Source organism: Spirosoma lituiforme (assembly GCF_054776635.1).
Map to the genome: position 1 here is coordinate 1558450 of NZ_BAAHBO010000001.1, position 22579 is coordinate 1581028.

The 22579-nt window shown below is 49.7% G+C and carries 24 protein-coding genes; 12 read left to right on the forward strand and 12 right to left on the reverse strand.

All coding sequences use genetic code 11. The features are described 5' to 3' along the window. The first annotated feature begins 36 nt into the window (after nt 1-36). On the forward strand, nt 37-234 hold the full coding sequence (locus ACYU87_RS06645; protein WP_461133237.1) for a hypothetical protein: 198 nt from the start codon (nt 37-39) through the stop codon (nt 232-234). Then, on the forward strand, nt 227-655 hold the full coding sequence (locus ACYU87_RS06650; protein WP_461133238.1) for a putative toxin-antitoxin system toxin component, PIN family: 429 nt from the start codon (nt 227-229) through the stop codon (nt 653-655). Before ACYU87_RS06645 ends, ACYU87_RS06650 begins: the two co-directional genes overlap by 8 nt. A gap of 16 nt (nt 656-671) precedes the next feature. Here the strand turns inward: ACYU87_RS06650 and ACYU87_RS06655 are convergent, their stop codons facing one another. After that, the gene (locus tag ACYU87_RS06655) at nt 672-1445 is read right to left on the reverse strand and encodes a M48 family metallopeptidase (RefSeq protein ID WP_461133239.1); all 774 of its coding nucleotides are present in this window, start codon (nt 1443-1445) and stop codon (nt 672-674) included. A gap of 262 nt (nt 1446-1707) precedes the next feature. Here ACYU87_RS06655 and ACYU87_RS06660 point away from each other — a divergent pair, with 262 nt between their 5' ends. Then, complete coding sequence (locus ACYU87_RS06660; RefSeq protein WP_461133240.1) at nt 1708-2109, forward strand: Dabb family protein; 402 nt, start codon at nt 1708-1710, stop codon at nt 2107-2109. A gap of 63 nt (nt 2110-2172) precedes the next feature. Here the strand turns inward: ACYU87_RS06660 and ACYU87_RS06665 are convergent, their stop codons facing one another. Further along, nucleotides 2173-3645: an MFS transporter gene (locus tag ACYU87_RS06665; protein ID WP_461133241.1), complete on the reverse strand. Its 1473-nt coding sequence runs from the start codon at nt 3643-3645 to the stop codon at nt 2173-2175. Nucleotides 3646-3805: 160 nt separating this feature from the next. Here ACYU87_RS06665 and ACYU87_RS06670 point away from each other — a divergent pair, with 160 nt between their 5' ends. After that, nucleotides 3806-4936, forward strand: coding sequence for an acetamidase/formamidase family protein (locus ACYU87_RS06670; protein WP_461133242.1), 1131 nt, complete (start codon nt 3806-3808; stop codon nt 4934-4936). Nucleotides 4937-4959: 23 nt separating this feature from the next. On the opposite strand, the gene ACYU87_RS06675 is transcribed toward ACYU87_RS06670, so the two are convergent. Both ACYU87_RS06675 and ACYU87_RS06680 read right to left on the reverse strand, forming a co-directional pair. Continuing rightward, nucleotides 4960-5433, reverse strand: a complete 474-nt coding sequence (locus ACYU87_RS06675; RefSeq protein WP_461133243.1) for a hypothetical protein — start codon at nt 5431-5433, stop codon at nt 4960-4962. Nucleotides 5434-5462: 29 nt separating this feature from the next. Next, complete coding sequence (locus tag ACYU87_RS06680; RefSeq protein WP_461133244.1) at nt 5463-7127, reverse strand: ArnT family glycosyltransferase; 1665 nt, start codon at nt 7125-7127, stop codon at nt 5463-5465. A gap of 343 nt (nt 7128-7470) precedes the next feature. Between ACYU87_RS06680 and pgi the strand changes: the two genes are divergently transcribed. From pgi to ACYU87_RS06705, 5 genes are all read left to right on the forward strand, one after another. Then, the gene (gene pgi, locus ACYU87_RS06685) at nt 7471-9129 is read left to right on the forward strand and encodes a glucose-6-phosphate isomerase (protein WP_461133245.1); all 1659 of its coding nucleotides are present in this window, start codon (nt 7471-7473) and stop codon (nt 9127-9129) included. A 164-nt stretch (nt 9130-9293) separates the two neighbouring features. Next, nucleotides 9294-10151, forward strand: a complete 858-nt coding sequence (locus tag ACYU87_RS06690) for a porin family protein (protein ID WP_461133246.1) — start codon at nt 9294-9296, stop codon at nt 10149-10151. Between the two features lie 141 nt (nt 10152-10292). Continuing rightward, complete coding sequence (locus tag ACYU87_RS06695) at nt 10293-11177, forward strand: hypothetical protein (RefSeq protein WP_461133247.1); 885 nt, start codon at nt 10293-10295, stop codon at nt 11175-11177. A 148-nt stretch (nt 11178-11325) separates the two neighbouring features. Further along, nucleotides 11326-11892 (forward strand): precorrin-2 dehydrogenase/sirohydrochlorin ferrochelatase family protein, encoded by a 567-nt coding sequence (locus ACYU87_RS06700; protein ID WP_461133248.1) that lies wholly within the window; start codon nt 11326-11328, stop codon nt 11890-11892. A 16-nt stretch (nt 11893-11908) separates the two neighbouring features. Then, on the forward strand, nt 11909-12448 hold the full coding sequence (locus ACYU87_RS06705; RefSeq protein ID WP_461133249.1) for an NADPH-dependent FMN reductase: 540 nt from the start codon (nt 11909-11911) through the stop codon (nt 12446-12448). Between the two features lie 10 nt (nt 12449-12458). Here the strand turns inward: ACYU87_RS06705 and ACYU87_RS06710 are convergent, their stop codons facing one another. The 6 genes from ACYU87_RS06710 to dtd all read right to left on the reverse strand — a co-directional run bounded on the left by ACYU87_RS06710 (nt 12459) and on the right by dtd (nt 18581). Next, nucleotides 12459-12794, reverse strand: coding sequence for an MGMT family protein (locus ACYU87_RS06710; RefSeq protein WP_461133250.1), 336 nt, complete (start codon nt 12792-12794; stop codon nt 12459-12461). A 111-nt stretch (nt 12795-12905) separates the two neighbouring features. Then, nucleotides 12906-14054: a serine hydrolase domain-containing protein gene (locus tag ACYU87_RS06715; protein WP_461133251.1), complete on the reverse strand. Its 1149-nt coding sequence runs from the start codon at nt 14052-14054 to the stop codon at nt 12906-12908. A gap of 201 nt (nt 14055-14255) precedes the next feature. Next, the gene (locus ACYU87_RS06720; protein WP_461133252.1) at nt 14256-14831 is read right to left on the reverse strand and encodes a DUF3109 family protein; all 576 of its coding nucleotides are present in this window, start codon (nt 14829-14831) and stop codon (nt 14256-14258) included. A gap of 106 nt (nt 14832-14937) precedes the next feature. After that, nucleotides 14938-17376, reverse strand: a complete 2439-nt coding sequence (locus ACYU87_RS06725; protein ID WP_461133253.1) for a lytic transglycosylase domain-containing protein — start codon at nt 17374-17376, stop codon at nt 14938-14940. 16 nt (nt 17377-17392) lie between these two features. Next, a complete protein-coding gene (locus tag ACYU87_RS06730; protein WP_461133254.1) occupies nt 17393-18037 on the reverse strand; it encodes an O-methyltransferase in 645 nt (214 codons plus the stop codon). 91 nt (nt 18038-18128) lie between these two features. After that, nucleotides 18129-18581 carry a D-aminoacyl-tRNA deacylase gene (dtd, locus tag ACYU87_RS06735; RefSeq protein WP_461133255.1) on the reverse strand — a complete coding sequence of 151 codons (453 nt, stop codon included), beginning with the start codon at nt 18579-18581 and terminating at the stop codon, nt 18129-18131. Nucleotides 18582-18860: 279 nt separating this feature from the next. On the opposite strand from dtd, the gene ACYU87_RS06740 reads away from it, so the two are divergent. From ACYU87_RS06740 to ACYU87_RS06750, 3 genes are all read left to right on the forward strand, one after another. Beyond that, nucleotides 18861-19073, forward strand: coding sequence for a hypothetical protein (locus tag ACYU87_RS06740; RefSeq protein WP_461133256.1), 213 nt, complete (start codon nt 18861-18863; stop codon nt 19071-19073). A gap of 72 nt (nt 19074-19145) precedes the next feature. Next, a complete protein-coding gene (locus tag ACYU87_RS06745; RefSeq protein WP_461133257.1) occupies nt 19146-19442 on the forward strand; it encodes a hypothetical protein in 297 nt (98 codons plus the stop codon). Nucleotides 19443-19675: 233 nt separating this feature from the next. Beyond that, the gene (locus ACYU87_RS06750; RefSeq protein WP_461133258.1) at nt 19676-20461 is read left to right on the forward strand and encodes a DUF2490 domain-containing protein; all 786 of its coding nucleotides are present in this window, start codon (nt 19676-19678) and stop codon (nt 20459-20461) included. On the opposite strand, the gene ACYU87_RS06755 is transcribed toward ACYU87_RS06750, so the two are convergent. Both ACYU87_RS06755 and ACYU87_RS06760 read right to left on the reverse strand, forming a co-directional pair. After that, on the reverse strand, nt 20458-21726 hold the full coding sequence (locus ACYU87_RS06755) for a sensor histidine kinase (protein WP_461133259.1): 1269 nt from the start codon (nt 21724-21726) through the stop codon (nt 20458-20460). The two genes, ACYU87_RS06750 and ACYU87_RS06755, sit on opposite strands and share 4 nt — an antisense overlap. Beyond that, the gene (locus ACYU87_RS06760) at nt 21723-22400 is read right to left on the reverse strand and encodes a response regulator transcription factor (RefSeq protein ID WP_461133260.1); all 678 of its coding nucleotides are present in this window, start codon (nt 22398-22400) and stop codon (nt 21723-21725) included. The genes ACYU87_RS06755 and ACYU87_RS06760 overlap by 4 nt, the downstream gene beginning before the upstream one ends. Between the last annotated feature and the right edge of the window lie 179 nt (nt 22401-22579).

Consider the following 22579-nt stretch of genomic DNA (forward strand, 5'->3'; position numbering starts at 1 on the left):
TCAAATTCATTATATTCATAAAAACTTAGACTGTATATGGTTGCCGAGAAATTAAGTCCACTACAACTGGAGCTACTGAAAGTGTACTCATTCCAGCCTTCAGATCAGGATTTGCAGGCAGTTAAAAAGCTACTGGCCGATTATTTTTCAAGCAAATTAGTCAACAACGTGGCTAGATCGGTTGACGAAAGGGGTATCTCGCAAGACGACTTAGATGGCTGGTTGAATGAATAGACTACGTCTTGTTCTTGATACCAACGTTTTTTTAGTCTCGCTGGCTCCACAATATAAATACCACTGGATTTATGAATGTATCATACAAGACAAATTTGACCTGTGCCTGTCAACGGAAATTTTGCTTGAATACGAAGAAATCATCCAGCAACGTTATGGGCTAACGACTACAGATGCCAAACTGAGTTATTTACTCTTACTGCCAAATATCTACACAATCAGCCCTTCATACCGTTGGAATCTTATTGAAAACGATGAGGATGATAATAAGTTTGTAGACAGTTTTGTCGCTGCCAACGCCGATTACATCATCGGAAATGACAAGCATTTCAAAGGACTAGACCGTATAGGATTTCCACCAATTCGAGTCTTGACTTACGAAGAGTTCGAGGAAACCTATAAAAAGCAGTTAGTAGGCTAATTACGTTTCCATGGGCCTACTTCGCTAACCCATCACGCCGGGCGCGGTCCCGTACCCGTTGAGCACGGCTCTGACTATCGGGGTGAGTTGATACAATGGAGGCCAGCTTGCCGCTTTGTGCGCCACCGTTCAATTTGGCCAACTTTTCAAACGACGTAGCCAGCGCCATTACGTTGTACCCGTTTCGCTTCAGAAAATCATAGCTATAATCATCGGCTTCTGTTTCCTGTTGACGACTGAATTTAGCACTCATCAGGTAACCCGCCACATCCCCAACCTGCGACTGGGCGATCTTCCCAACGGTACCCGACCGCGAAGCAATGCCCGTACGCAGCGCCGAGAGCTGAAGGCCTCGCTTCATAGCGTCTTTAGAGTCTTTGTTAATGACGTGCCCGATTTCATGACCCATGATGGCCAGTAGCTCGTTATCGGTCATGATGTCCATAAGACCTTTGAAAACACGTACGCTACCATCAGCCGTAGCAAAAGCGTTGACGTCAGCCACTTTATACACTTTATAATTGAGAGGTAGCCCGCCCATAGTCTGGTGACGGCTAACGATCTTATTCAGGCGCTGTGTGTAGGGATCATTGGCTGCGGCAACCGGATTTTTAGCATCCATTTCTTTTATAGCCTGGCGCGATAAGTCGGCCACCTGGGCATCAGAAATGGTAGCCGAACTGACCGCCTGCATTAACGCCTGCATCAAGCTGGGGTTGGCGTTTTCCTGCGCCTGGCTCACGAAGGGCAACCAGGCCATAACAAGAGTGATTGATGCGATACGTTTCATAAGCTGAGTTTTTACGTGAACAAGGGGTTTCTACTGGCATACAAATTCATTCTATAGACATAGCAAACGCCTAAAAGTTTAGTATAAGGCTAAAAACGCAGCGTATTTGTAGCCTTATCGAGTACTGTCAAATGATTATTTCGACATTTTTATCCGCTTGTTCCGGCTGATTTTCAGCTGAATTTGCCAAACGCTAAATCGTTTGGCATTTTTGCTCCTGAATAAGATCGTTAAGACTTATATCCAATAACCAGAGGACAAAATGAAAGAGCAATCACGAAGAAGTTTCGTCAAAAAAAGTGTTGTTGCCGGGTTGAGCGCCGGACTGCCCACCGTTGTCAGTGCCCCTAAAGAACTATTTGTTCACCATGTGCTTTTCTACCTGAAGAACGCTGGCAATGAAGCCGACAAAGCCAAGCTACTGGAAGGACTGAACAAGCTGGCGAAGTGCCCAACCATTAAGATGGTTCATATCGGTACACCTGCCGCCACAAACCGTGAGGTTATCGAGCGGTCCTATGCCTATTCGTGGTTGTGCTTCTTCGACAGTCCCGCCGATGAAGAAGCTTACCAGAAACACCCCATCCACGATGATTTCCGGAACAACTACGCATCGCTCTGGGAGAAGGTCGTTATCTATGATTCGGTAGGTCCGAAACGATAGGCTGTTTGCCGGATAGATGTCCGCCGGATTTTCCTTCCTTTACCGCGGGCATCTATTGGGCCATCAGGAAGCTACCTCAACCGTCTGGCCAGTAGCGGGCGCAACAGCAACGGGCTGAGTGCTCTTGCCACGCGTCAATGAGATAAGGGCTCCTGTAAACACCAGACACGCCATTGTGAGGTAGGCATAGTGCATGCCCAGGAGTTGAGCCGCCGTGGTGTCAGGGGCCACATCATGCGCTAACGCGTAGCGGTTGCGGGTACTGTACCAAACGGCAGCCGCCAGCGCAATACCGATCACAAAACCAAGGTTGCGCATAAAAGCAATCATGCTGCTGGCAATACCGCGCTGCTCCAGTGGAGCGGCATTGAGCGCACTACTGCTGTTCGGCGACTGAAACAACCCGAAGCCCATGCTGACAAGTGCACTTCGCCAGATAACATCCTGCCAGTCCCAGCTGACATCCAGAAACGAAAAAGCAAAATAGCCGCAGGCCGTAACCAGCAAACCAAAACTGGACAGCCACCGGGTGCTGATCCGGCTGGACAGGTAACCACCCAGAGGGGCAATCACGCTGAGAGTCAATGGACCCGCTAACAAAACCAGGCCAGCCCGCTCGGGGTTCAGGGCCATTATCTGCTGCAGAAAGAAAGGGATTACAAACAGGTTACCACCCGACGCAATAAATCCGAAAAAAGCGGCCAGAATAGCCGCGGTGAACGGTCGGGTACGAAACAGGCTGAGCCGTAGCATGGGATCACTGACGCGCATTTCCCAGAATAAAAAGAGTGCCAACAGCACACCTCCTACGGATAACAGGCCAATAACCAGTGTACTATCCCACCCATAACGAGGTTCCGGACCAAAATCCAGCCCCGTCAGCAAGGTCGTCACGCCGACCAGAAACAACCCGGCCCCAACCAAATCAAACCGTTGCCCCTTTACGGTAGGGCTTTCGGGTAATATGGTCCAGGCCCGCCAGATGGCTAGTAAACCAATGGGAACGTTCACAAAAAATATACTCGACCAGCCAAACCGCCCCAGCAAAAAACCACCAATAACGGGGCCCGCACTGGAACCAGCCGCTACAATAGAGCCCATGATACCCAAAGCCTGTCCCCGCTCCTGGGGAGCAAATGTGTCGCTGATAATAGCCGGTCCGACGGCAAAAATCATGGATGCACCGATGCCCTGAAGCACCCGAAACCCCACCAGCGACCACAGATTCCAGGCCAGCCCGCAAAGCAACGACCCCAGTACAAACACGCAGAAACCCGTAATGTACAATTGTCGGCGGCCAACCCAGTCCGATAGTTTTCCCATAATGAGGAGCGTACTGGTCGTTGTCAGCAGGTAACACAGCACAATCCATTCTACACTGTCGCCAGCGCCTAGCTCCTTCCGGATGGTAGGTAGAGCAATGTTGACAATGCTGCTATCGAGCGTAGACATGAACGTACCGAACATGATCGTTCCCAGAATAATCCACTTGTTGGGCGAAGATGAAGCAGTGGGTGAAACAGACGGTACAGACACAAGAAAGCCAGGTTAATTCTGGAACGTAACCGACTGAATAAACCGGTTGTTCAGCAGACGTGCAGGATAGTTGAACCTAGCCAGGGAATTCACGCGTCCGTTAATGGTCAATTCCTTATCTTACCACACTTATCCGATACGCTCTTTTTTATACAACCTCATGAAAACATCTCGACGGACTTTTTTACAAACGACTACCCGAAATGGGCTTGCCCTCCTTTCAGCTGGCAGTCTGAACGCCGAAGCCGTGCTTGCGTCAAAATTGCCGGAAACCATCAATAAAGCTGCGCTAAAACCCGATCATGTCGTTCGCTCCCTACCCGAAAATATGGTTTGGGGATATTTCGGGGCAGACGTTCCACCCGTATACAAAGTGAAGGATGGCGATGTAGTTGAAATTCAAACCGTCAATCCATCGGGAGTAAGCCGCACAAACCCCGAAGAGTTTTATACCAAAAACAACCTACCCCTCGATCGGCACGCGCAGGAGGTCATTGCCATTATGAAAAACGTGAAACCCGAACCGTCGGGAATTCGCGGGCACATGCTCACCGGCCCCGTTTATGTTGATGGCGCGCAACCCGGCGACAGTCTCGAAATCCGGATTCTCGATCTAACCCTTCCGGCTAGCTTTGGGGTCAACAGTGTCTGGCCAGGCGGGGGCGGTATTCCCGACGAGGTTAAAACCCGCGAAACGTTCGTTTACCGGTACGATGCCAAACGAAAAACAGGTTCGCTAAAAGAAGGCGTCGATATTCCGCTCAACCCATTTATGGGCGTCATGGCCTTATCGCCACCGGCCGACATGGGTCGTCAGAGTTCGATTCCGCCCGGATTTTATGGTGGCAATCTGGACATCAAGCATTTAGTGAAAGGTACAACGCTACACCTGCCCGTTTCGGTACCGGGAGGGCTGTTCACTACCGGCGATGGGCATGGGGCACAGGGCAATGGCGAAGTAAGTGGCGTGGCGATAGAAACCGCCATCAATCTTACCGTCAAGTTCATTGTTCATAAAGGTCGAACGCTGAAACAACCACGGGCCGAAACACCAACCCATTTCATTGCCGTTGGCCTGGATAAAGATTTAAACAAAGCCATGAAAAACGCGCTCTCCGAAGCCTGTGCGTTCATTAAAGATGAACTCGGCTTCACGTTCAATGAAGCGCTGTCCATTGCCAGTACGGGCGTCGATTTTGAAGTTAGCCAGGTAGTCGACCAAACACTGGGCGTTCATGCCATGATCCCTAAATCGATATTCACCAAGAAGAAATTTGCGTATTGGGTTTGATGTAACGCAGGTATCCGTCCGCACTACTTTACCTGTACGGTGTAAGTATGAACAGGTTGTCCACTGCCGACGGTATTCGTCGGTTTTGTAGAAAAGACAACGTTTGCCGTGCCTGCCGTGATGCCTTTAATCTGAAAAACCACTGGACCAGTCCCCGTGTGTTTGCTTGTGTCGACGGCGGAGGCCATCTGCTGACGGGAAACGTCTACAACTTCCTGGTTATCCGAAGTACCAATCAAGTCGAGCGAGTTATTTCCGGGGCCCGGAATCTCAATTTCTTTGATTTCGCCAATCGAAATCTGAAGCTTTTTTGATGAACCAACGCCCGGCTGGCTACTTTTACTGCAAGCCAGCAGACTGATGGTCAGCCCTGTAATTGACGTGAATATGATCAGTCGGCACAGCCAGACGCGGGAGAAGAACATAGCGGATAAAGTCGTTGGGATTGCCATACCGCTATAACCGGCGGGCAACCCCAACGGTTTTAATCCATCCATTTCTGATACAATATGCCCACAAATAACCGCTACTTTGCTTTCCGCTGATAAAAGACAAAACCGTTTTCTTCACCGGTTTTCCGAACATCGGGCAACGAATCCAGCAGGGTTGGCTGCTCACTGGCTTTGCGAATGAACAGCACATTCTTATCAATTTTCCCCCGCAAGATCCATTCGTCATCATAGGATTTGGGGTTAGTGACCGGTGGTTTTCGGGTGTAGAAATAAGGACCATAACTATGGTAGCCGTACGTTCGTACGTAAACATCCTGTCCCTGAGCCCGTTCAAAGAACCGCATGGCCGCATCCTGCGAAATTCCTTCGATCCGGCCAATAAAAAACCAGAGCGTAAGGGTGATGAAGACGGCCATACCCCCGAAAAGCGTCAGCGATGCGCGCCCTGTTTCGCGCTGATTGAACCATATGATGGCCAGGATCAGAATGACCAGCAGCCAGATACCCGGCACTACTTCCCAGCCCGTCCAGTTAACCTTCGCATCCAGATTCTGTTGCGTAAACGCATCCTGATCCGCGTATGATTTCACAATATCCATGCGATGAGCCAGGATGGGTAACCCAACAATGGCAGCCACATAAACACCCCCGACCACCAGCAAACCCGCCCGCATCCAGTTGTTGAACTGTATTTTGCGTTCTTCTAACTGCACCAGTGTCAGGGCGGCAAAGTACGTCAGGGGAAAATAGCACAGCGACGAGTAGTGCACGATTTTCGATTGAACAATGCTAAACAGCACCAGCACGACCCAAAACAGAATAAGCATCCATTTCCGGAATTCCCGCTGGTAATTCCGTTCGATGAAAAGCGTTCCGAAAGCCCGGATGCCGAAGATAGACGCCGGAAAGCAACCTACCAGTAATATAATGACGTGATAAGCAGGAAACCCTACGTGGCCGGCATCGGGTGTACTGAACAGCCGAAACTGATAGGCCAGAAAGTTACGCATCAGCTCGGGTCCATGCAGGAAAATGTCCAGGCCATACCACAATAGCGACACAAAGGCAGCCGCCATCGAAAAAGCCAGAAATTGCAGTGGAGAAATAAACCACCGGAAGCGGCTCAGCATCCAGTAAACGCCCAGAACCAGGCACACAATCAGGTAGGCCACCGGGCCTTTGGTCATAATGCCCAGCCCCAAAACCAGCCCCCCGATCAGAATGTACGACCACTCGTTTCTGGGCACGGTCATAGCGCCCCCCAGTCGTTCGCGCTTCCAGGACGCGAAGATTAGGTTGACTAAACCAACAAAAATGAACAGGTTAAAAAACGGGTCGATAATGCCCGATCGGAAGTACAGATGAGGGGTAACCGACCCCAGGTAAGCCAGTGCCCACAACCAGCCGAACCGGTGACCGTGTAACTTCTGGCCCAGATTATAGAGATAGACAAGCGTGATAATACCACAAATGGCATTGGGCAGCCGAGCGGAGAATTCATTGACGCCAAAGAGATTCATCATGGCCGACTGAAACCAGAAAAACAGGGGTGGTTTTTCGTAGAACGGTTTGTAATCGATATGAACGTGTAGGTAATCGCCCAGCGCAATCATTTCGCGGGCGCACTCGGCGAAGTTAATTTCGTCCCAGTCGAATAACCGGACGCCCCCCAGAAATGGGATAAAAAACAAGGCCCCCGCAACGACCAGCACCAACGAATAAAAAAGTTTTTGATTCATTAAGGAAGTATAAATTGTCAATAATGATCGCCTTTCCCTAGAAAAAGACGCGTAAAAATAGCCGAAAAAAGATTGCCGGGATTACCGATATTCGCGCCAACAAGTCAGTTTTCATTTTTCGATGAACTGTTCTCCATGGTCTATGTTCCGCTCACCGTAGCCAGTGTCCTCACGGGCTACCCATGCGTCAGCCAGTGTTGCCATCCGGCGGTGTAGCCCGTGAAGACACTGCGCCTGGAAGACGGTACCGATCACGGAACCAGTTACAAATGCCTACAGAATAAGGTGACAGTATATATTAAATAACAGAAACCGCAAACGTTATAACCAGCAACAACCCCTTATGCTCGCCAATCATCGATTCACCAGCTTACCGGCTTATTCCCCGCTCCAGGCCCATTACAACGGCCTCAAAGATCAGCATATGCGTGATCTGTTTGCGAAAGACCCTGAACGGTTCAATACATTCACTCGTCAGTTCGAGGATATTCTAGTTGACTTCTCCAAAAACCGTATTACCGCCGAAACCCTTGGTTTACTGGAGCAGTTGGCTGAGCAGGCGGGCCTGAAAGACGCCATTGGAAAAATGTTTTCGGGCGATAAGATCAATCGGACAGAAGACCGGGCTGTATTACACGTTGCCCTGCGTAATCGCGCCAATACGCCTATTCTGGTTGATGGCAGCGATGTGATGCCCGAAATAAATGACGTACTGGCGCACATGAAATCATTTACCGAGTGCATCCGGTCGGGCGAGTGGAAAGGCTACACCGGCGAAGCCATTACCGATGTGGTAAACATCGGTATTGGTGGGTCAGACCTTGGCCCCGTTATGGTTACTGAAGCCCTCAAGCCCTACGCGGATGACAAAAAGCTGCGCGTTCATTTTGTTTCCAATGTCGATGGCGTGCATATCTACGAAACCCTACAAACTGTTCGTCCCGAGACTACCCTGTTTCTGATTGCTTCCAAAACCTTCACCACGCAGGAAACCATGACTAATGCACAAACGGCGCGGCAGTGGTTCCTGGATTCGGCGAAGGATGAAGCGGCCATTGCCAAGCATTTTGCGGCCCTATCGACCAATAAAAAAGACGTTGAAAAGTTCGGTATCGACCCCGACAACATGTTTGGCTTCTGGGATTGGGTTGGCGGACGCTATTCACTTTGGTCGGCGATTGGCCTGTCTATCGCGTTGTACGTAGGCTTCGATAAATTCGAGGAGCTGCTGGATGGAGCCCATGCGATGGATGAGCATTTTCGCCACACCCCCCTTGATCAGAACATACCCGTCATTCTGGCCCTGATCGGTATCTGGTACAACAACTTTTTTGGGGCACAAACCGAAGCCATCCTGCCTTACGACCAATACATGCACCGGTTTGCGGCCTATTTTCAGCAGGGCGACATGGAGAGCAACGGCAAGTCGGTTGATCGCGATGGCAAGCCGGTCGATTACCAGACGGGGCCAATTATCTGGGGAGAGCCCGGCACCAACGGCCAGCACGCTTTTTACCAGTTGATTCACCAGGGAACGAAACTGATCCCGTGCGATTTTCTGGCTCCGGCCATCAGCCAACGTCCCATTGGCGAACATCACAAAATTTTAATGGCTAATTATTTTGCCCAAACCGAGGCCTTAATGAACGGCAAAACGGAGCAGGAAGCAGCCGATGAATTACGCAAAGCCGGCAAGCCGGAAGAGGAGATTCAGTTTCTGGCTCCGTTCAAAATGTTTTCGGGAAACCGACCCACAAACTCGGTTTTGTTCAAGAAACTAACCCCCCGGACGTTGGGCAGTCTCCTGGCTATGTATGAACATAAAATCTTTGTTCAGGGCGTTATTTGGGATATTTTCAGCTTCGACCAGTGGGGCGTTGAGCTCGGTAAACAACTGGCCAGCCGGATTTTGCCCGAACTTCAGGATGATGCCTCCGTTAGCACCCACGACAGCTCAACAAATGGCCTGATGAACGCCTTTAAATCAATGCGCGCCGAGTAGTTGTATGAAATAATGATAATTTATTTTATCAACTATTGTCAAGATTAAAATTTTTCAAAAATTAGAATAGTTCAAAACATTGCTGAACAGCGGCCTGTTAATGGGGTGTAATTACAATTACATCCCATTGTTGTAAACTCAACGCTTTAATTAAACAAAACGCTATGAAACGTCAATTTTCACTTTTGGCAATGTGCCTCTGCGGTATCGGCTTTGCCAATGCCCAAACTACCACGAACACCTACTCAACGACGGGTGCAACCACAAATTCTTCGTATACCTCACCCGTAACGACAGACAGCACGAATTCGACAACGAGCATGTCGAATGATAACAACACGACGACAACAACAACACCAAACACGACGTACTCGACAAACAGTACACCTACCGACGTGACCACAACGACGACAACGGTAGACAATGATCGGCCGGATCGTGTAAAAGCAACCAAGGACTACAAAAACTTCGTATTCGGTATTTACGCTGGTTTGAACTCGACAAAACTGAAAGGAGAAGCCACGGGTGGCGACATCTCAGGACGCCTGGGTTACCAGGCTGGTTTCTTCGTACGGGGTGGTGGCCGGTTGTTCGGCCAATTGGGTGCTGAATATTTTGCTTCGAGTTCGAACTACTTCACCAGAAATGATGGCCAGACGATAAGCCAGATTCAGGATCAGATCAATATCCAGTACGTACAAATTCCTGTCTACATTGGCTATAAACTGCTTGAATCGGATCGTGGTATTTCAGCAATCCGGCTGCAGGTCGGTTTGGAATATGCCAACCGCATCAATTCAAACAGCGGTCAGTTTAACCTGAGCAACTCTGAAATCAAAAGCGGTACGTTTAACGGTCTAGGACAACTTGGTTTTGACATTGGTCCCCTGTTAATCGATTTGACATACCACTACGGCCTGAGCGATTCGATCAAAAACCCAACCAATGGTTCAACGACATCGACCGGCTTTGCTGGCTCAGCACGTCGTATCTTGAGCGCAAGTGTTGGCTTCAAATTCTAGTCGTTCTCAGTCGAGACAAAAAAAGCCGCCTTCAAACGAAGGCGGCTTTTTTATACCAACAGCGTCTCATTTATCATCTATACCGCCAAACATTCCCCATTGATGGGCGGTTGTAGGAACAAATACTCAACGTGTCACACTATGAAAACATTAACAAAAACAGTACTTCTGGCTGCCAGCGTATGTAGCACGAGCATTGCCTTTGCCCAACAAAATTCTTACGATGAGCGCAACGATCGTTCTTATCGACGCGATGAGCGCAGAGATGATCGGCGCATGGAACAACGGCTTGATGAGCGTCGGGAATACAATCGTCGGGAGGAAGAAGAACCCCGGTACAACAACCGGTATGAAGAACGGCGGGGCGACAGTCGGCGGGATGAGCGTATGTACGATGAGCGCGATTTGAGTAAAGCTTATGACGAAGGTTTCGAAGACGGTCAACGCAATCAGGTTGTCAGCGAACGTCAGGAACAACGCGAGAACTACAAGCATTTTACGTTCGGCCTTTACGGCGGAGCCAACTCAACTCGTTTTGAGGGAGAAACAACAAACGGACAGGGCCTCACGGGTCGCCTGGGCTACCAGCTCGGGTTTCTGGTTCGGGCCGGGGGCCGGGTTTATGGCCAGATCGGTGCTGAATACTTGACCTCAAGTTCGCAGTTTTATAAAGCTGGTGACGGACAAGCGGGCAGCGTTGGCGATCTCATCGGTAATATTGATCAGCGGTACCTGCACATTCCAGCCTACATTGGTGTGAAACTAGCGCAATCGGACCGTGGTGTATCGGGCATACGCCTGGCATTAGGTGCTGAATATGCAACTCCACTTGGCACCGACAAAAATGATTTCAACCTGGGCAACGCTGATTTTCAGGCTGCTACGGTAAATGGTCTGGCTAACTTAGGCTTCGATGCGGGTCCAATTACGCTGGATTTCGTGTATCATTATGGATTTGCGGACGTAATTGCCAGCGGCAACAGCAAACGCCGGATTCTGGGTGTAAACCTGGGGTTCAAATTTTAAGAAAATAAGCCAGAGCAATCGCTGGTCAACGTAGTTGCAGAAGTTGTAAGTTTGTCCGTGAGACTTTGTTGTCTGACTGGCGCCTGCAACTTCTGCAACTATTTTCATTTCTACTCTTTTCGATTCAGGTCTTAACAGCACTACTTATATGAATACCCTCTTCCCCATTTTTGTTAAGGCCGAAAAGCTGCACGTGCTCATCGTTGGCGGAGGCTACGTAGGCTTAGAGAAACTTACCGCCCTGCTCGCCAATTCGCCGGAAACCAGTGTAACGCTGGTGGCTCCGGAAATCCGGGACGAGATTCGGGAAATGGCGCAATACTATCCGAAGCTGCAACTCATTCAGGAGGCTTATAACCCTCTTCACCTTCTCGAGAAGGATCTGGTCATTGTTGGCACCAACAACAAGGCAGTCAATCGGTTGGCCCAGGAGGACTGTAAGGCTCGACGAATCCTGGTCAACGTAGCCGATACGCCCGACTTGTGTGACTTCTACCTGAGTTCGGTCGTCAAGAAAGGAGACCTGAAAATCGCCATCTCGACCAACGGTAAGTCGCCCACGTTTGCCAAGCGATTCCGGGAGGTCCTGGAAGAGATTTTACCCGATAGTCTGCAGGAAACCCTCGATAACCTGACCGCTATCCGAAATCAGCTCAAAGGCGATTTCGTGCAAAAGATGGAGAAACTAAACGAGATTACGAAAGTGTTGCGATAAATATCAACGCACCACCATGCATATTCTCGCTATATCCGGAAGCCTTCGATCCGGATCGACAAACACATTGCTCCTGCGGACTGCTGCTGAACTGGCTCCTGAAACCGTAACTATTACGCTCTACGACGGTCTAGATGCTATTCCGGCTTTCAGTCCCGAGCGAGATCAGGAAAATAAAACGGAGTCCGTTAAAAACCTTCGGCAGTTACTCCAGGAAGCCGATGCTGTGCTTTTTTGTACGCCGGAGTATATTCACGGGATGCCCGGCACGTTGAAAAACATGCTCGACTGGCTGGCTTCCTCAGGCGAACTTGTTGATAAACCCGTTGGGGTTATCAGCGCCGGGCCATCTGATATGGGTGGTTCGCGGGCTCATTCCTCACTTTCGTATACACTGGCTGTACTAACAGCCCAACTGCCTGAGAAGGCGTCACTCATTGTGCCTTTTGTCAAAACAAAGCTGAACGCTGTTGGCCGTATCACCGATCCTGTGCTGATCCAGCAAGTAAAAGATGTTGTTGATGCTTTGGTTCAGGCAGTTGAGCACAAAGAATAGTACATTCCGGCTACACAGCCAGTTCAATCATTGGATCCCAAAAATGGGTTTTGAAATCGACGACCCGGTCATTATCCACGTGTACACCTTCGTCTTCGAGCAGTTGCTGCATGATCGTTGGCCCGCCGAAAAAGTGTTTTCCCGTTAATACACCCGTGCTGTTCACAACCCGATGAGCGGGTACGTTGGGATGGCTATGGCTCCCGTTCATGGCCCAGCCTACCATACGGGCACCCGCCCGCAGACTCAAATAACGGGCAATTGTTCCGTAGGTTGTTACCCGGCCCTTTGGGATTAGGCGAACCACCTCATAGACCTCTTCAAAATAATCGCGCTGTTCGGGCATATGCTGTCTACCAGTTATTCAGATCAGCAAAGTAAACATGCAGGCACTACAGAAGGAATAGATTAGCGTAAATCCAGTCTCCCTATTTTCAACCACAACCGGGCGTCTCTATTACCCCAAGGTAGTAATCAGTTCCCGAAATAAGGTAGGCCACCAGTCAATGTGTCCCCATCGTTTACCAAATCGGACAATAACCGTGTCATGGAGGGGGCTGCAATAGATGAATTGACCGTGATCGCCCAGCGCGAAAAAATCAGATTCCTGATGCGGGCCATTGCGGTGTCCCCACCACAAGTATTTATAATAGCCGGTTGGCTTGGCTACCCACTGCCCCAAAGGTGGTTTATTACGGCTGAGGTACCGTTGATAGTCAGCTGCTTCATCGAATGACGGCAGGCTGGTACTTTGCTTTACCCACCATGCTGGAATGACTTGCTGCTTCTCGAACCGACCTTGATGTAGATAGAGCAGGCCAAGCCGGACGAAATCGCGGGCCGTAGCACTGAACCCACTGTCCATTTTAGCAAAACCAGAATCGTCGCTATCGAGATTCCAGGAAGCCGGTTGTTCAGCGCCAAACTGGCTCCATAGTTTCTCGGCGCAGTAATCGGACACGGTCATACCCGTTGCCTTTTCCAGTAACTGGCCCAATAAGAGTACATTATATCTATTATAGTGGTAGTAGCGCCCGGCTGGCTCAATAGACTCGCACCGTGCGAGTTGCTGCGGTAAATCAGGACCATACTGAATACGGCTTTCATCAGACCAGAGCGTTCTGCCTTCCCGGTACAGCAGACCGGAGCTCATACAAAGCAAATGCCGGATCGTCAGTGCCGGACTGATTCGGCTGGTCAATTCGGGAATTTGTTGCAAAACTGAACTATCCAGACCCGGCAACACTCCTTCGTCCAGGGCAATACCAACCAGTGCTGATATAACCACGTCTGTAATGGACAATGAAGTAACGATGCTATCAGCCGTGTAGCCGTTGAAGTAACGCTCACAGACCAGTTTATTCTGGTGAACAACCAGAAACGAGGTCGTACCCGATTGCTGTAGAAATGAGTTTAATGGCTGCTGAGATGTTTTTTGTCGATAGGTGATTGGTACAGTTCCTAACGTCAGGGGCGGGCCCGCTGGTAAAGGCATCAGCCATTCCGGATTGTTTGGTAGTATACGCGAGGAAAATAGCCGATGATCATCAATACTTGGCGGACTCCAGGCAATACGTCGGTATAAGTAGGCTAGAGTGGTGTTCATGATCACGTATAAACCTGTGGATAGATTAGTAGTTGCTCACTTCCGGTCAGGTCAACTATCCGTTATATCGACAGATCAGTTGCTATGCGTCATGGAAACAGATCAGCCGGTTTGTGACAAACCAGTAAATCCGCCGTACCCAGACATTGGCACATCTGTCTATAGCGGATTTTACGAACACACTTCTCTGCGGAGAGAAATCTATTGATCGTCGCTTTTCTCTTCGATTGCCTTCGATAAACGACCGTACCATTCTTCACCATAAGCGCGCACCAGCGCTTCCCGGACAAACTTGTAAATAGGCACGTTCAGTTGTTCGCCGAAACCACAAGCAGGGCTACAAATGGGCCAGCGATCATAGTTCAGCGCATGGAAAGACTCATATTTTGTTACCCGGATTGGGTACAAATGGCAGGAAATGGGTTTTTTCCAATCTACTTTTCCGTCGTTATACGCTTCTTCAATCCCACATTTAAGAATGCCCCGATCGTCCCAGGTTGCGTACACGCATTCCCGGCCAGCTACGGTAGTCGTCACAAAGCCACCCATATCGTCGGATTCATAACCGCCCTTCTGCTCCAGAACCCGAATTCCTTCCGGCGATAAATAGGGTTTTATATCTTCATAAATTCGATCCAGAATAGCGGGTTCGTCGCCCTCCAGCGGTGCACCCATATCGCCTTCCACGCAACAAGCGCCTTTGCATTTATCTAAGTTACAAACAAAGAATTTTTCGGCGACATCGTCGCTAATGCAGGTATTGTCAATCAGTATCATGTATGTAAAGATACAGGTTGACTGACAAATTTCCGTGATGATCTGCGTTAATAAAAAAGCCGCCCCGGTGTGGGACGGCTTCTGTCAACTGACGAAAGCCCATCTATCAGGGCTTCACGATCTTGATTTTCTGGCCCACTTTAACGCCAGCATCGGTCAGGTCATTCCAGGTCTGAATTTGCTCGATGGTTACGCCGTAGATTTGCGAAATACGGAACATCGTCTCCCCTTTCGCTACCGTATGGTAAGTAACCTCTGATTCGGGTACTGACGTTACTTTGGTCGAAGCGGACGGCTTAACCAGCCGACCACCGGGCGTAAGTTTCACCGATAGTTTTTTTCCGGCTTCGAGTTTATCAGCAGTGGTCAGGTCGTTGATGGATAACAATTCGTCAACGGTTAATCCGTACATTCTGGAAATGCTGTAATACGTCTGACCCGGTTCTACAATATGCGTTGTCGCCGATCGGTTGACAGTAGCTGAAGGGCGGGCTACTGTTGACTCCGGCTCTTCTTTCGGCTCCGACCTGGTCATAACGGGCGGTGTTGAGCGTGTTTCCGTCCGGGTAACCACAGCCGGGGCCGGGCGAGGGGGCGCTTTTGTTGCCGGTGCAGTGTTTGGGATAGTCAGGGAACCATCGGCCTGTTGCTCCCGGGGGCCTTCATACTTACCCGATTCAGGGCGACCCGTTTCTGGGCGACCCGATTCTGGGCGACCCGATTCTGGGCGACCCATATCGCCATCAGTTACCGGCGCGGGTTTTGTCCGTGGTGTGCTGGCGTAGGTGTCTCTGGCTTTGGCTGTTGTAGTGGTTACCGGGTTATTGTCCGTGTTCGCGCGCTCGGGCGTGGTTGCAACGGGTACTGCTTTCGTTGGCTCCGGCCCGTTAGGCGTTCTCACAATAACTACCCGCTGCGATCCGTCGCCGTTTTCTGACCGATTCGTGCTGGAGGCCGCTGGAGGCCGGGTCGTTGACGAGCTTGTTGTCGGCTGGATAGACGGTCGTTGCGGCTCCGATCGCTGGGGGGCAGCCGGTTCCGAGGTGCCATCATTCGGGGTTACCCCCCCACCAACTAATTTGGGCTGGTACATTTTCCGTTCCGACGCATTACGCGGAACACCGGCACTGCCGGATACAGGCCGGGACGTACCGTTCGTTGACGCCGATGCTACGTCCTGACGGGCTGGGGGCGTCGGGGTGCGATCGTAGACCGGTGCCGTTGGCGAGTTGATAATTTCGATTGGCTTGTTATTTGGTCGACGTTCCCGCAACCACATAACCCGACCCGTAACCAGTTTCTGCGCCCGATCCAGCCGGTTATACCGCATTAATTTTTTGAGCCGAATCCCGTAACGCTGTGAGATGCTCCGGGCCGTTTCGTCTTCGCGAACGGTATGAAACGGAACGAGGGCTTTTTTGCGCTTCTTCGCTAGATAGTATACATCGTTGACCAGTATCGGGTCGCTGTCGCTCATGTCGTTGTACCGCAAAAAACTCGACAGACTAATTTTTGCTTTCCGCGCCAGTGAGCCTGCATTATCGCCAGCCTGCGCCTGAATACCCGGCAAGCCGTTGATTTCGTACAAAACTGGATCATTTTTACTGCTCATTCCGGTTGTTACGCGCCGTAACACCGGAAATCCCACATCGTTCTGAACAAATTCCGCCGTTTTCTTCGTGTCTACGCTTACAATTTTCTGACGAACATCATTGATCTGATCACTGGCTACCGGAATCGCCATCACGTAAACTTTGTCGGTCGGCACGCCATCGCCCAACACCCAACGGTTGTACTTTCGAAGTTCAAATTCATCGACGCCCAGTTCCTCGGCAATGGACCGCATGGTTTTACCCCCCCCGTTCGGGTATTCAATGAGCGCAAACCGATTGCTCGTCTGGTGGAACTTCAAGGCGTTTTCAATGGCTACCTTGTGGGCAAAGAACCGCAGAATGTAGCGATCCGTATTGCCGTCCAGGGCTATTTCGCGGGCGTAAGCCCAATCGGGCGGAATCAGTTTGGCGATACCACCGGCACCAAGATAGTATGAGTACAATGAGGCAACCCAGTTGTTAAACTGGCCATTGCTTCGTTTTAGGTATTTGGCAGCTCCGTGCGTAGAGCTGGTAATGCTTTTCCGTTCATCAACTTCGTCGTCCACACGCAGCCCGTTGTCAACAGCCGTTTCGCGCTTGAACTGCCAGTAACCTACCGCTGTCGAAGAAGACACCGCATCGGGCGTTAGTGAACTCTCCTGAACAGCGAGGTACTTGAAATCAGTCGGTACATCTTCGTCGATCAGGATAGACTCGATCATGGGAAAGTACAAAACTACCCGATCAAGTTTAGCGGTCCAGTACTGCCGGTTCGATAGCAAGGCATTCACGTCCTGCTGCACAATACGCCGGGCATCGGGGTTTAGCCGAACCGAAATATCAGCAAAGGTTACCTGCTCCGGCACAATCGGCATTGATGTCGTTTGAGCCGATACACGTAATCCGATCAGAACGAGGAGAAGGATTAGGGAAGTTGATCGTTTATTCATTGTCATTGTCAGTAAATCAGTTCTTTTTTCTAAGCACCATAATCCCATCCCGAATGGGCAGCAACACATTTTCTACGCGCGGATCAGCCTGAACTTTCTGATTAAAAGCCAGCACAGCCAGCGTATCGAGGTCGGATTTTTTTACCGGCTCAATTACTTTTCCGGACCATAACACGTTGTCGGCCAGAATAAAACCACCTGGCCGCAGTTTGTCAATGATCAGGTCGAAGTAAAGAGACAGGTTTCGTTTATCCGCGTCGATGAACACCAGATCAAACGTTTGGGTCAGGGTTGGGAGTATATCCGCGGCCTGGCCAATGCGAAATTCGATGGACTCATTGAGGGGTGATTGCTGCCAGTAAGACCGGGCAAAATCTTCCAGTTCTTCGTTCTGATCGATCGTGATCAGTTTTCCGTCGTCGGCCAGCCCCTCCGCCAGACAAAGGGCTGAATAACCGGTGTAGGTACCAATCTCAAGCACATACCGGGGCCGTATCATCCACGAAATCATTGACAGAAAGCGGCCCTGCACATGCCCCGACAGCATTCGGGGCGCCATTACATGGGCGTGGGTGTTGCGGTTGAGCCGACGCAGCAGCTCACTTTCGGGCGAGGTATGGGCATCTGCATAGGCAGTTATGTCGGGCGGCAAAAAATCCATTCGGCAATTTACGGGCTTACTGTTGCGGCCGGTTGGGGGCAGGTTTTAGTAAAAGTAACGGATAGCGGTAACATATTGGTTATGCCCGATTCTAAATACGATCTTTTGAGTCGATCAAAATAGTAACCGGTCCATCATTCAGGAGTGACACGTTCATATCGGCTCCGAACGTGCCCGTCTGAATGGGTTTTCCCAAATCAGCTGCTAACTGAGCGATCATGGCTTCGTACAACGGAATAGCGACCTCCGGCCGGGCGGCTTCGATAAAGCTGGGGCGATTTCCTTTTTTGGTACTGGCATGCAATGTGAACTGGCTGATTAGCAGAATATCGCCACCGACGGCTGCCAGATCCAGATTCATTTTTCCTTCTTCATCACTGAAAATTCGCATGCCAACAATTTTACGACTCAACCAGTCAATATCCTCCTGAGTATCGGCATGTGTAATACCCAGCAAAATGAGAAACCCGGTGTTTATCTGGCCTTTCACCTTATTATCAATGACAACCGAGGCCTGAGAAACACGCTGAATGACAGCAATCATAGTAAAAGTACAAGAAGTAATCCGGCAAAAATACGTATGTATTGGTATACTATCCGGCAACGTCGTCAACAAGTTCGCAAGCCACTCCCTCAGAATTAGTACACATTCACCATTAACAGGCACTAATCTTGTACGAACAAGTCAACCCCAATGTGGTTCCGATCCAAATCAATACCATAAAAAAAAAGTATTCATCCTGACTAAACCCTTTCCCCGTTTATGAGTCATAAGCTTTACGATTACGTTTTTAACGTTGACACACCTTTTGAATTTTAAACTATGAATAAGACACTTCTTCTACTAATCATACTTATTGGTGCATCGGCCGCTTTTTTTGGTTACTGCGCTGTATTGATTGACTGGATTCAGGATTATTCAACCGGTGTTTACGCCCGTAATCGTCTGGAAGCTGTACTAGAATCCAGTGTACTTTTTCTTTACACCTTCTTTGGGGTGAAGTTTTTTTATCGGCATATTAATTCGCTGAGGTAAGTCAATACCCTTCTTGATTCCCGTTTCCGTTAGGCAGGAGGACTCAGGAAAACCTTATAAGACAATACGCATATGTGGTGGAAGAAAACCAAAGTATACAGTAAGCAGATCTTGAAAGATGCGAACCTCGATCCGGTTCCGTTTGTGAAAGAGCGGGTTCGCATGGAGTTTGCCCGAACCGTTCTGGAACCATTGCCCATCACCCAAACAGACCAGGGTAATCAGGTTGAGTTTCAGGCCGATGCCATTGTCTTGAGTTTACCGGCCTGGCAAACACTAAAAGTCGAACTGACAGCCCTTTCGGAAGCCCTTACCCCTGACCAGCGCAGCACCCTTACAAAAATTATTAACGCTATCGAACAAGAGTAACGGTCATTAACCGACCGTTACGGCCGCACATACGGACTTCAAAGGCATTTCGTTCACCGCCTGTATACTGTTCGTTAAGCACTGAGTCAAAGGCACGTATGGCCGGGTTACCCATCCTTCTTTTAGAAACTGGGTTGGCAAACCAGATTACCAAATTATTAAGGATTGACCGGTCGATTTCACACGATGGTAATGATGAGTAATTTTACATCTCTTTACCATTCGTATTCATTGTGATTTCCGTTCGATTTACGTTTGCTTTACTAGTTACGCTTGTTACCGGTACCCTTAACCGTAGTCTCGCTCAAACATCCATAACGCCCTCTTCCCCCTGGGGAACCTGGTTAATTGCCACTGTTCAATTGCCTACAGGCGAGAAAAAATGGGGTGGTTTCGCTGAAGTACAGGGCCGCGCCAATGGCGTGTTCAATCAATTTTTTTACAATGAATTGAAAGGCGGAGTCAGTTATGATCTTGACAAAAACTTCACGCTGACCGTGGCGGGTGGACGCTACGCCACCTACGATTATCAGGCCCTGTCCGACGGGCCGTTGAACACCGAGAAACGACTGTGGGAACAGCTCATTATTAACCAGTACCTGACCCGGCTGAAGTTTGAGCATCGCTATCGGGTTGAGCAGCGCTGGTTCACATTCCGCGATGGAACAACCCCCTACCGGAGCCGTATCCGCTACCGCATCAATATGTTTGTGCCGCTCAACAACCACACTGTTACCGCTAAAACCACCTTCCTGTCACTATACGATGAGGTATTTCTCAATCCGGTTGGGCCAACCTTCGAACGGAACCGGCTCTATGCGGGTATCGGCTATCAGTTTGATCAGCAGTGGATTCTGCAACTGGGCTGGGTGAACCAGACGAATTATAATGCCGCTAATTTTGACCAGGGTATTTTTACTCCTCAACTGGCAACCGGCAAAAATAACCTGGTTGTGGGACTTACCTACCGGATAAAACGCCGGCATACATCGGAAAGACTGCCTACCCAACCCGATTAGAACGGCAACCGGGTAAGGCAAAACCGGTGAATACCGTCGGTTTCCTGGTAGTCAATCTTCAGGCCGTAGCTATCGCCGATCTGCCGGATAATGGATAAACCCAGTCCAACGGAGTCTGGACCCGTACTTTCTTTTTTGAACCGCTCGAAAAGCCGTTCCGGCGATGACGTCAACTGGCCGCCCGTATTGCTCAGGCACAGCTGGTCAGTCGTGGATACCAGATCAATTCGGCCATTGGTCTTATTGTGTTTAATGGCGTTATTGACCAGGTTCGTCACCAGAATATCGGCTAAAATAGGGGGCAGTAATACGTCGAACGGTTTCACGGCCTCCGTGTTTACCGACAATTCTTTGAACGACAGTACCTCTTCCATATCCGCCAACTTCTCGGTCAGCAGGCTGGCTAAATCAATCGGTTGGCGGTCGTTGAATTGCCGGTTTTCAATTTTGGCTAACAGCAGCAATCCCTGGTTTAAACGCGATATACGCCGGGAAGCCTGATAAATACTCTCAATCCAGTGCGTCTGCGTTTCGGTTAACTGTTCACTCTGAATAAGTTGTTCTACTTTGGCGTTGATGAGCGCCAGGGGTGTCTGCATCTCGTGCGATGCGTTTTCGGTAAATTCTTTAAGGCTGCGGTAGTCCTGCTGCATCTTATCCGCCATTTTCTGCAACACGTCGTTCAACTCCCGGAACTCGGTGATTTCGGGTTTGTTGAGCGCGAGTGACGTGCCACTGCTCAAATCGAAGTGCTTAATACGAGCCAGTGTGTCGTAAAAAGGATGCCAGAGCCGTCCCGACAATTTTCCCTGAAACCAGAAGGTACCAACCAGTAATAAACCAAGAAAGAGCATCATGGCCACGGTCATAACTTCGATGAGCCGGTAGGTCTGAATAAGCGATTTGCGGATCTCGACCCGGTGCACAACTCCCTGAATGGGCTGATAAAACACTAACTGACGAAAGGGAGTCAGTTCATGATCGTATCGATTCAGGATCAATGTATCCGAAAATTCCTCGTCATGCGTAGCCTCCCCCGCTGCGGGCGTCACCTCGATCTTGTTCTCGACAAAATAGGGAATAGTCGACCACGTGTTGTGAGCGCGGACGTAGGTGTCAAAATCGCGCTTCTCAACCCGCAGCCGATTCTCGACTTCATCGTAGATAACCAGTCGGATAATCTGGTAAAAAGCCACCGCCGTCAGCAGATAGATGACTAGCGAAAACATCAGGTAAATTCGGTTGGTTTTGGTGAGGAGTTTCACGATTGACTGAATTTATAGCCGATACCATAAATGGATTGTACGTAGTCGGCGGCCCCTTTTTCCAGCAATTTTCGACGCAGATTTTTAATGTGCGAGTACACCATATCGAACGAATCGGCGGAGTCGATGTTGTCGCCCCAGAGGTGTTCGGCAATGGACGCTTTCGTCAGCGCAACATCCACATTCGACAGAAAATAAAGCAGTAAATCATACTCTTTCCGCGATAACGGAGTTGGCTGCCCCAGCACAAAAACGTTGCGGGTATGCGGTACCACAACAATTTCCCGAAATCGGATTTCGGTATGACCGCCAAATTGCCGACGACGCAGCAGGGACTTGACCCGGGCGTTGAGTTCAGACAGGTGAAAGGGTTTGGTGAGGTAATCATCCGAACCAATTTCTAACCCTTTCAACTTGTCTTCCAGAGCATTACGGGCTGATATGATAATGACTCCGGTAGTCGCGATCAGTCGTTTAAGCGTCTCGATTATCTGGAATCCATTTCCGTCGGGCAGGGTCAGATCAACGATAACGCAGTCATAACTATACAGGTGTATTTTTTCTTCTGCCTCCTGAAAGGTAGCGGCCATTTCACATATGTAGCCTTCCTTCACCATGTACTCCGTGATGCTTTCGGCCAGCCCTTGTTCATCTTCAACAACTAGTACTTTCATGATGTCGCCCAAGCTAGTAGACCACTAAAGTAGTGGCCAATATTGGAAATATTTAGGAGATGAACGGGGCATCTACATTCAGCTCTCTTCGCCTTTGCCCCATCCAGCCTAAAAAAACGTTGCTAAACATCCGTTTTCCCAAATGTTTCCAACATTGACCTCTTGCTTTGCAGTCATCT

Excerpts from the sequence above, each read along its gene's own strand:
- ACYU87_RS06645 (WP_461133237.1), top strand. The coding sequence starts at position 37 with ATGGTTGCCGAGAAATTAAGTCCACTACAACTGGAGCTACTGAAAGTG.
- ACYU87_RS06650 (WP_461133238.1), top strand. The coding sequence starts at position 227 with ATGAATAGACTACGTCTTGTTCTTGATACCAACGTTTTTTTAGTCTCG.
- ACYU87_RS06655 (WP_461133239.1), bottom strand. The coding sequence starts at position 1,445 with ATGAAACGTATCGCATCAATCACTCTTGTTATGGCCTGGTTGCCCTTC.
- ACYU87_RS06660 (WP_461133240.1), top strand. The coding sequence starts at position 1,708 with ATGAAAGAGCAATCACGAAGAAGTTTCGTCAAAAAAAGTGTTGTTGCC.
- ACYU87_RS06670 (WP_461133242.1), top strand. The coding sequence starts at position 3,806 with ATGAAAACATCTCGACGGACTTTTTTACAAACGACTACCCGAAATGGG.
- ACYU87_RS06675 (WP_461133243.1), bottom strand. The coding sequence starts at position 5,433 with ATGGATGGATTAAAACCGTTGGGGTTGCCCGCCGGTTATAGCGGTATG.
- ACYU87_RS06680 (WP_461133244.1), bottom strand. The coding sequence starts at position 7,127 with ATGAATCAAAAACTTTTTTATTCGTTGGTGCTGGTCGTTGCGGGGGCC.
- pgi (WP_461133245.1), top strand. The coding sequence starts at position 7,471 with ATGCTCGCCAATCATCGATTCACCAGCTTACCGGCTTATTCCCCGCTC.
- ACYU87_RS06690 (WP_461133246.1), top strand. The coding sequence starts at position 9,294 with ATGAAACGTCAATTTTCACTTTTGGCAATGTGCCTCTGCGGTATCGGC.
- ACYU87_RS06695 (WP_461133247.1), top strand. The coding sequence starts at position 10,293 with ATGAAAACATTAACAAAAACAGTACTTCTGGCTGCCAGCGTATGTAGC.
- ACYU87_RS06700 (WP_461133248.1), top strand. The coding sequence starts at position 11,326 with ATGAATACCCTCTTCCCCATTTTTGTTAAGGCCGAAAAGCTGCACGTG.
- ACYU87_RS06705 (WP_461133249.1), top strand. The coding sequence starts at position 11,909 with ATGCATATTCTCGCTATATCCGGAAGCCTTCGATCCGGATCGACAAAC.
- ACYU87_RS06710 (WP_461133250.1), bottom strand. The coding sequence starts at position 12,794 with ATGCCCGAACAGCGCGATTATTTTGAAGAGGTCTATGAGGTGGTTCGC.
- ACYU87_RS06715 (WP_461133251.1), bottom strand. The coding sequence starts at position 14,054 with ATGAACACCACTCTAGCCTACTTATACCGACGTATTGCCTGGAGTCCG.
- ACYU87_RS06720 (WP_461133252.1), bottom strand. The coding sequence starts at position 14,831 with ATGATACTGATTGACAATACCTGCATTAGCGACGATGTCGCCGAAAAA.
- ACYU87_RS06725 (WP_461133253.1), bottom strand. The coding sequence starts at position 17,376 with ATGAATAAACGATCAACTTCCCTAATCCTTCTCCTCGTTCTGATCGGA.
- ACYU87_RS06730 (WP_461133254.1), bottom strand. The coding sequence starts at position 18,037 with ATGGATTTTTTGCCGCCCGACATAACTGCCTATGCAGATGCCCATACC.
- dtd (WP_461133255.1), bottom strand. The coding sequence starts at position 18,581 with ATGATTGCTGTCATTCAGCGTGTTTCTCAGGCCTCGGTTGTCATTGAT.
- ACYU87_RS06740 (WP_461133256.1), top strand. The coding sequence starts at position 18,861 with ATGAATAAGACACTTCTTCTACTAATCATACTTATTGGTGCATCGGCC.
- ACYU87_RS06745 (WP_461133257.1), top strand. The coding sequence starts at position 19,146 with ATGTGGTGGAAGAAAACCAAAGTATACAGTAAGCAGATCTTGAAAGAT.
- ACYU87_RS06760 (WP_461133260.1), bottom strand. The coding sequence starts at position 22,400 with ATGAAAGTACTAGTTGTTGAAGATGAACAAGGGCTGGCCGAAAGCATC.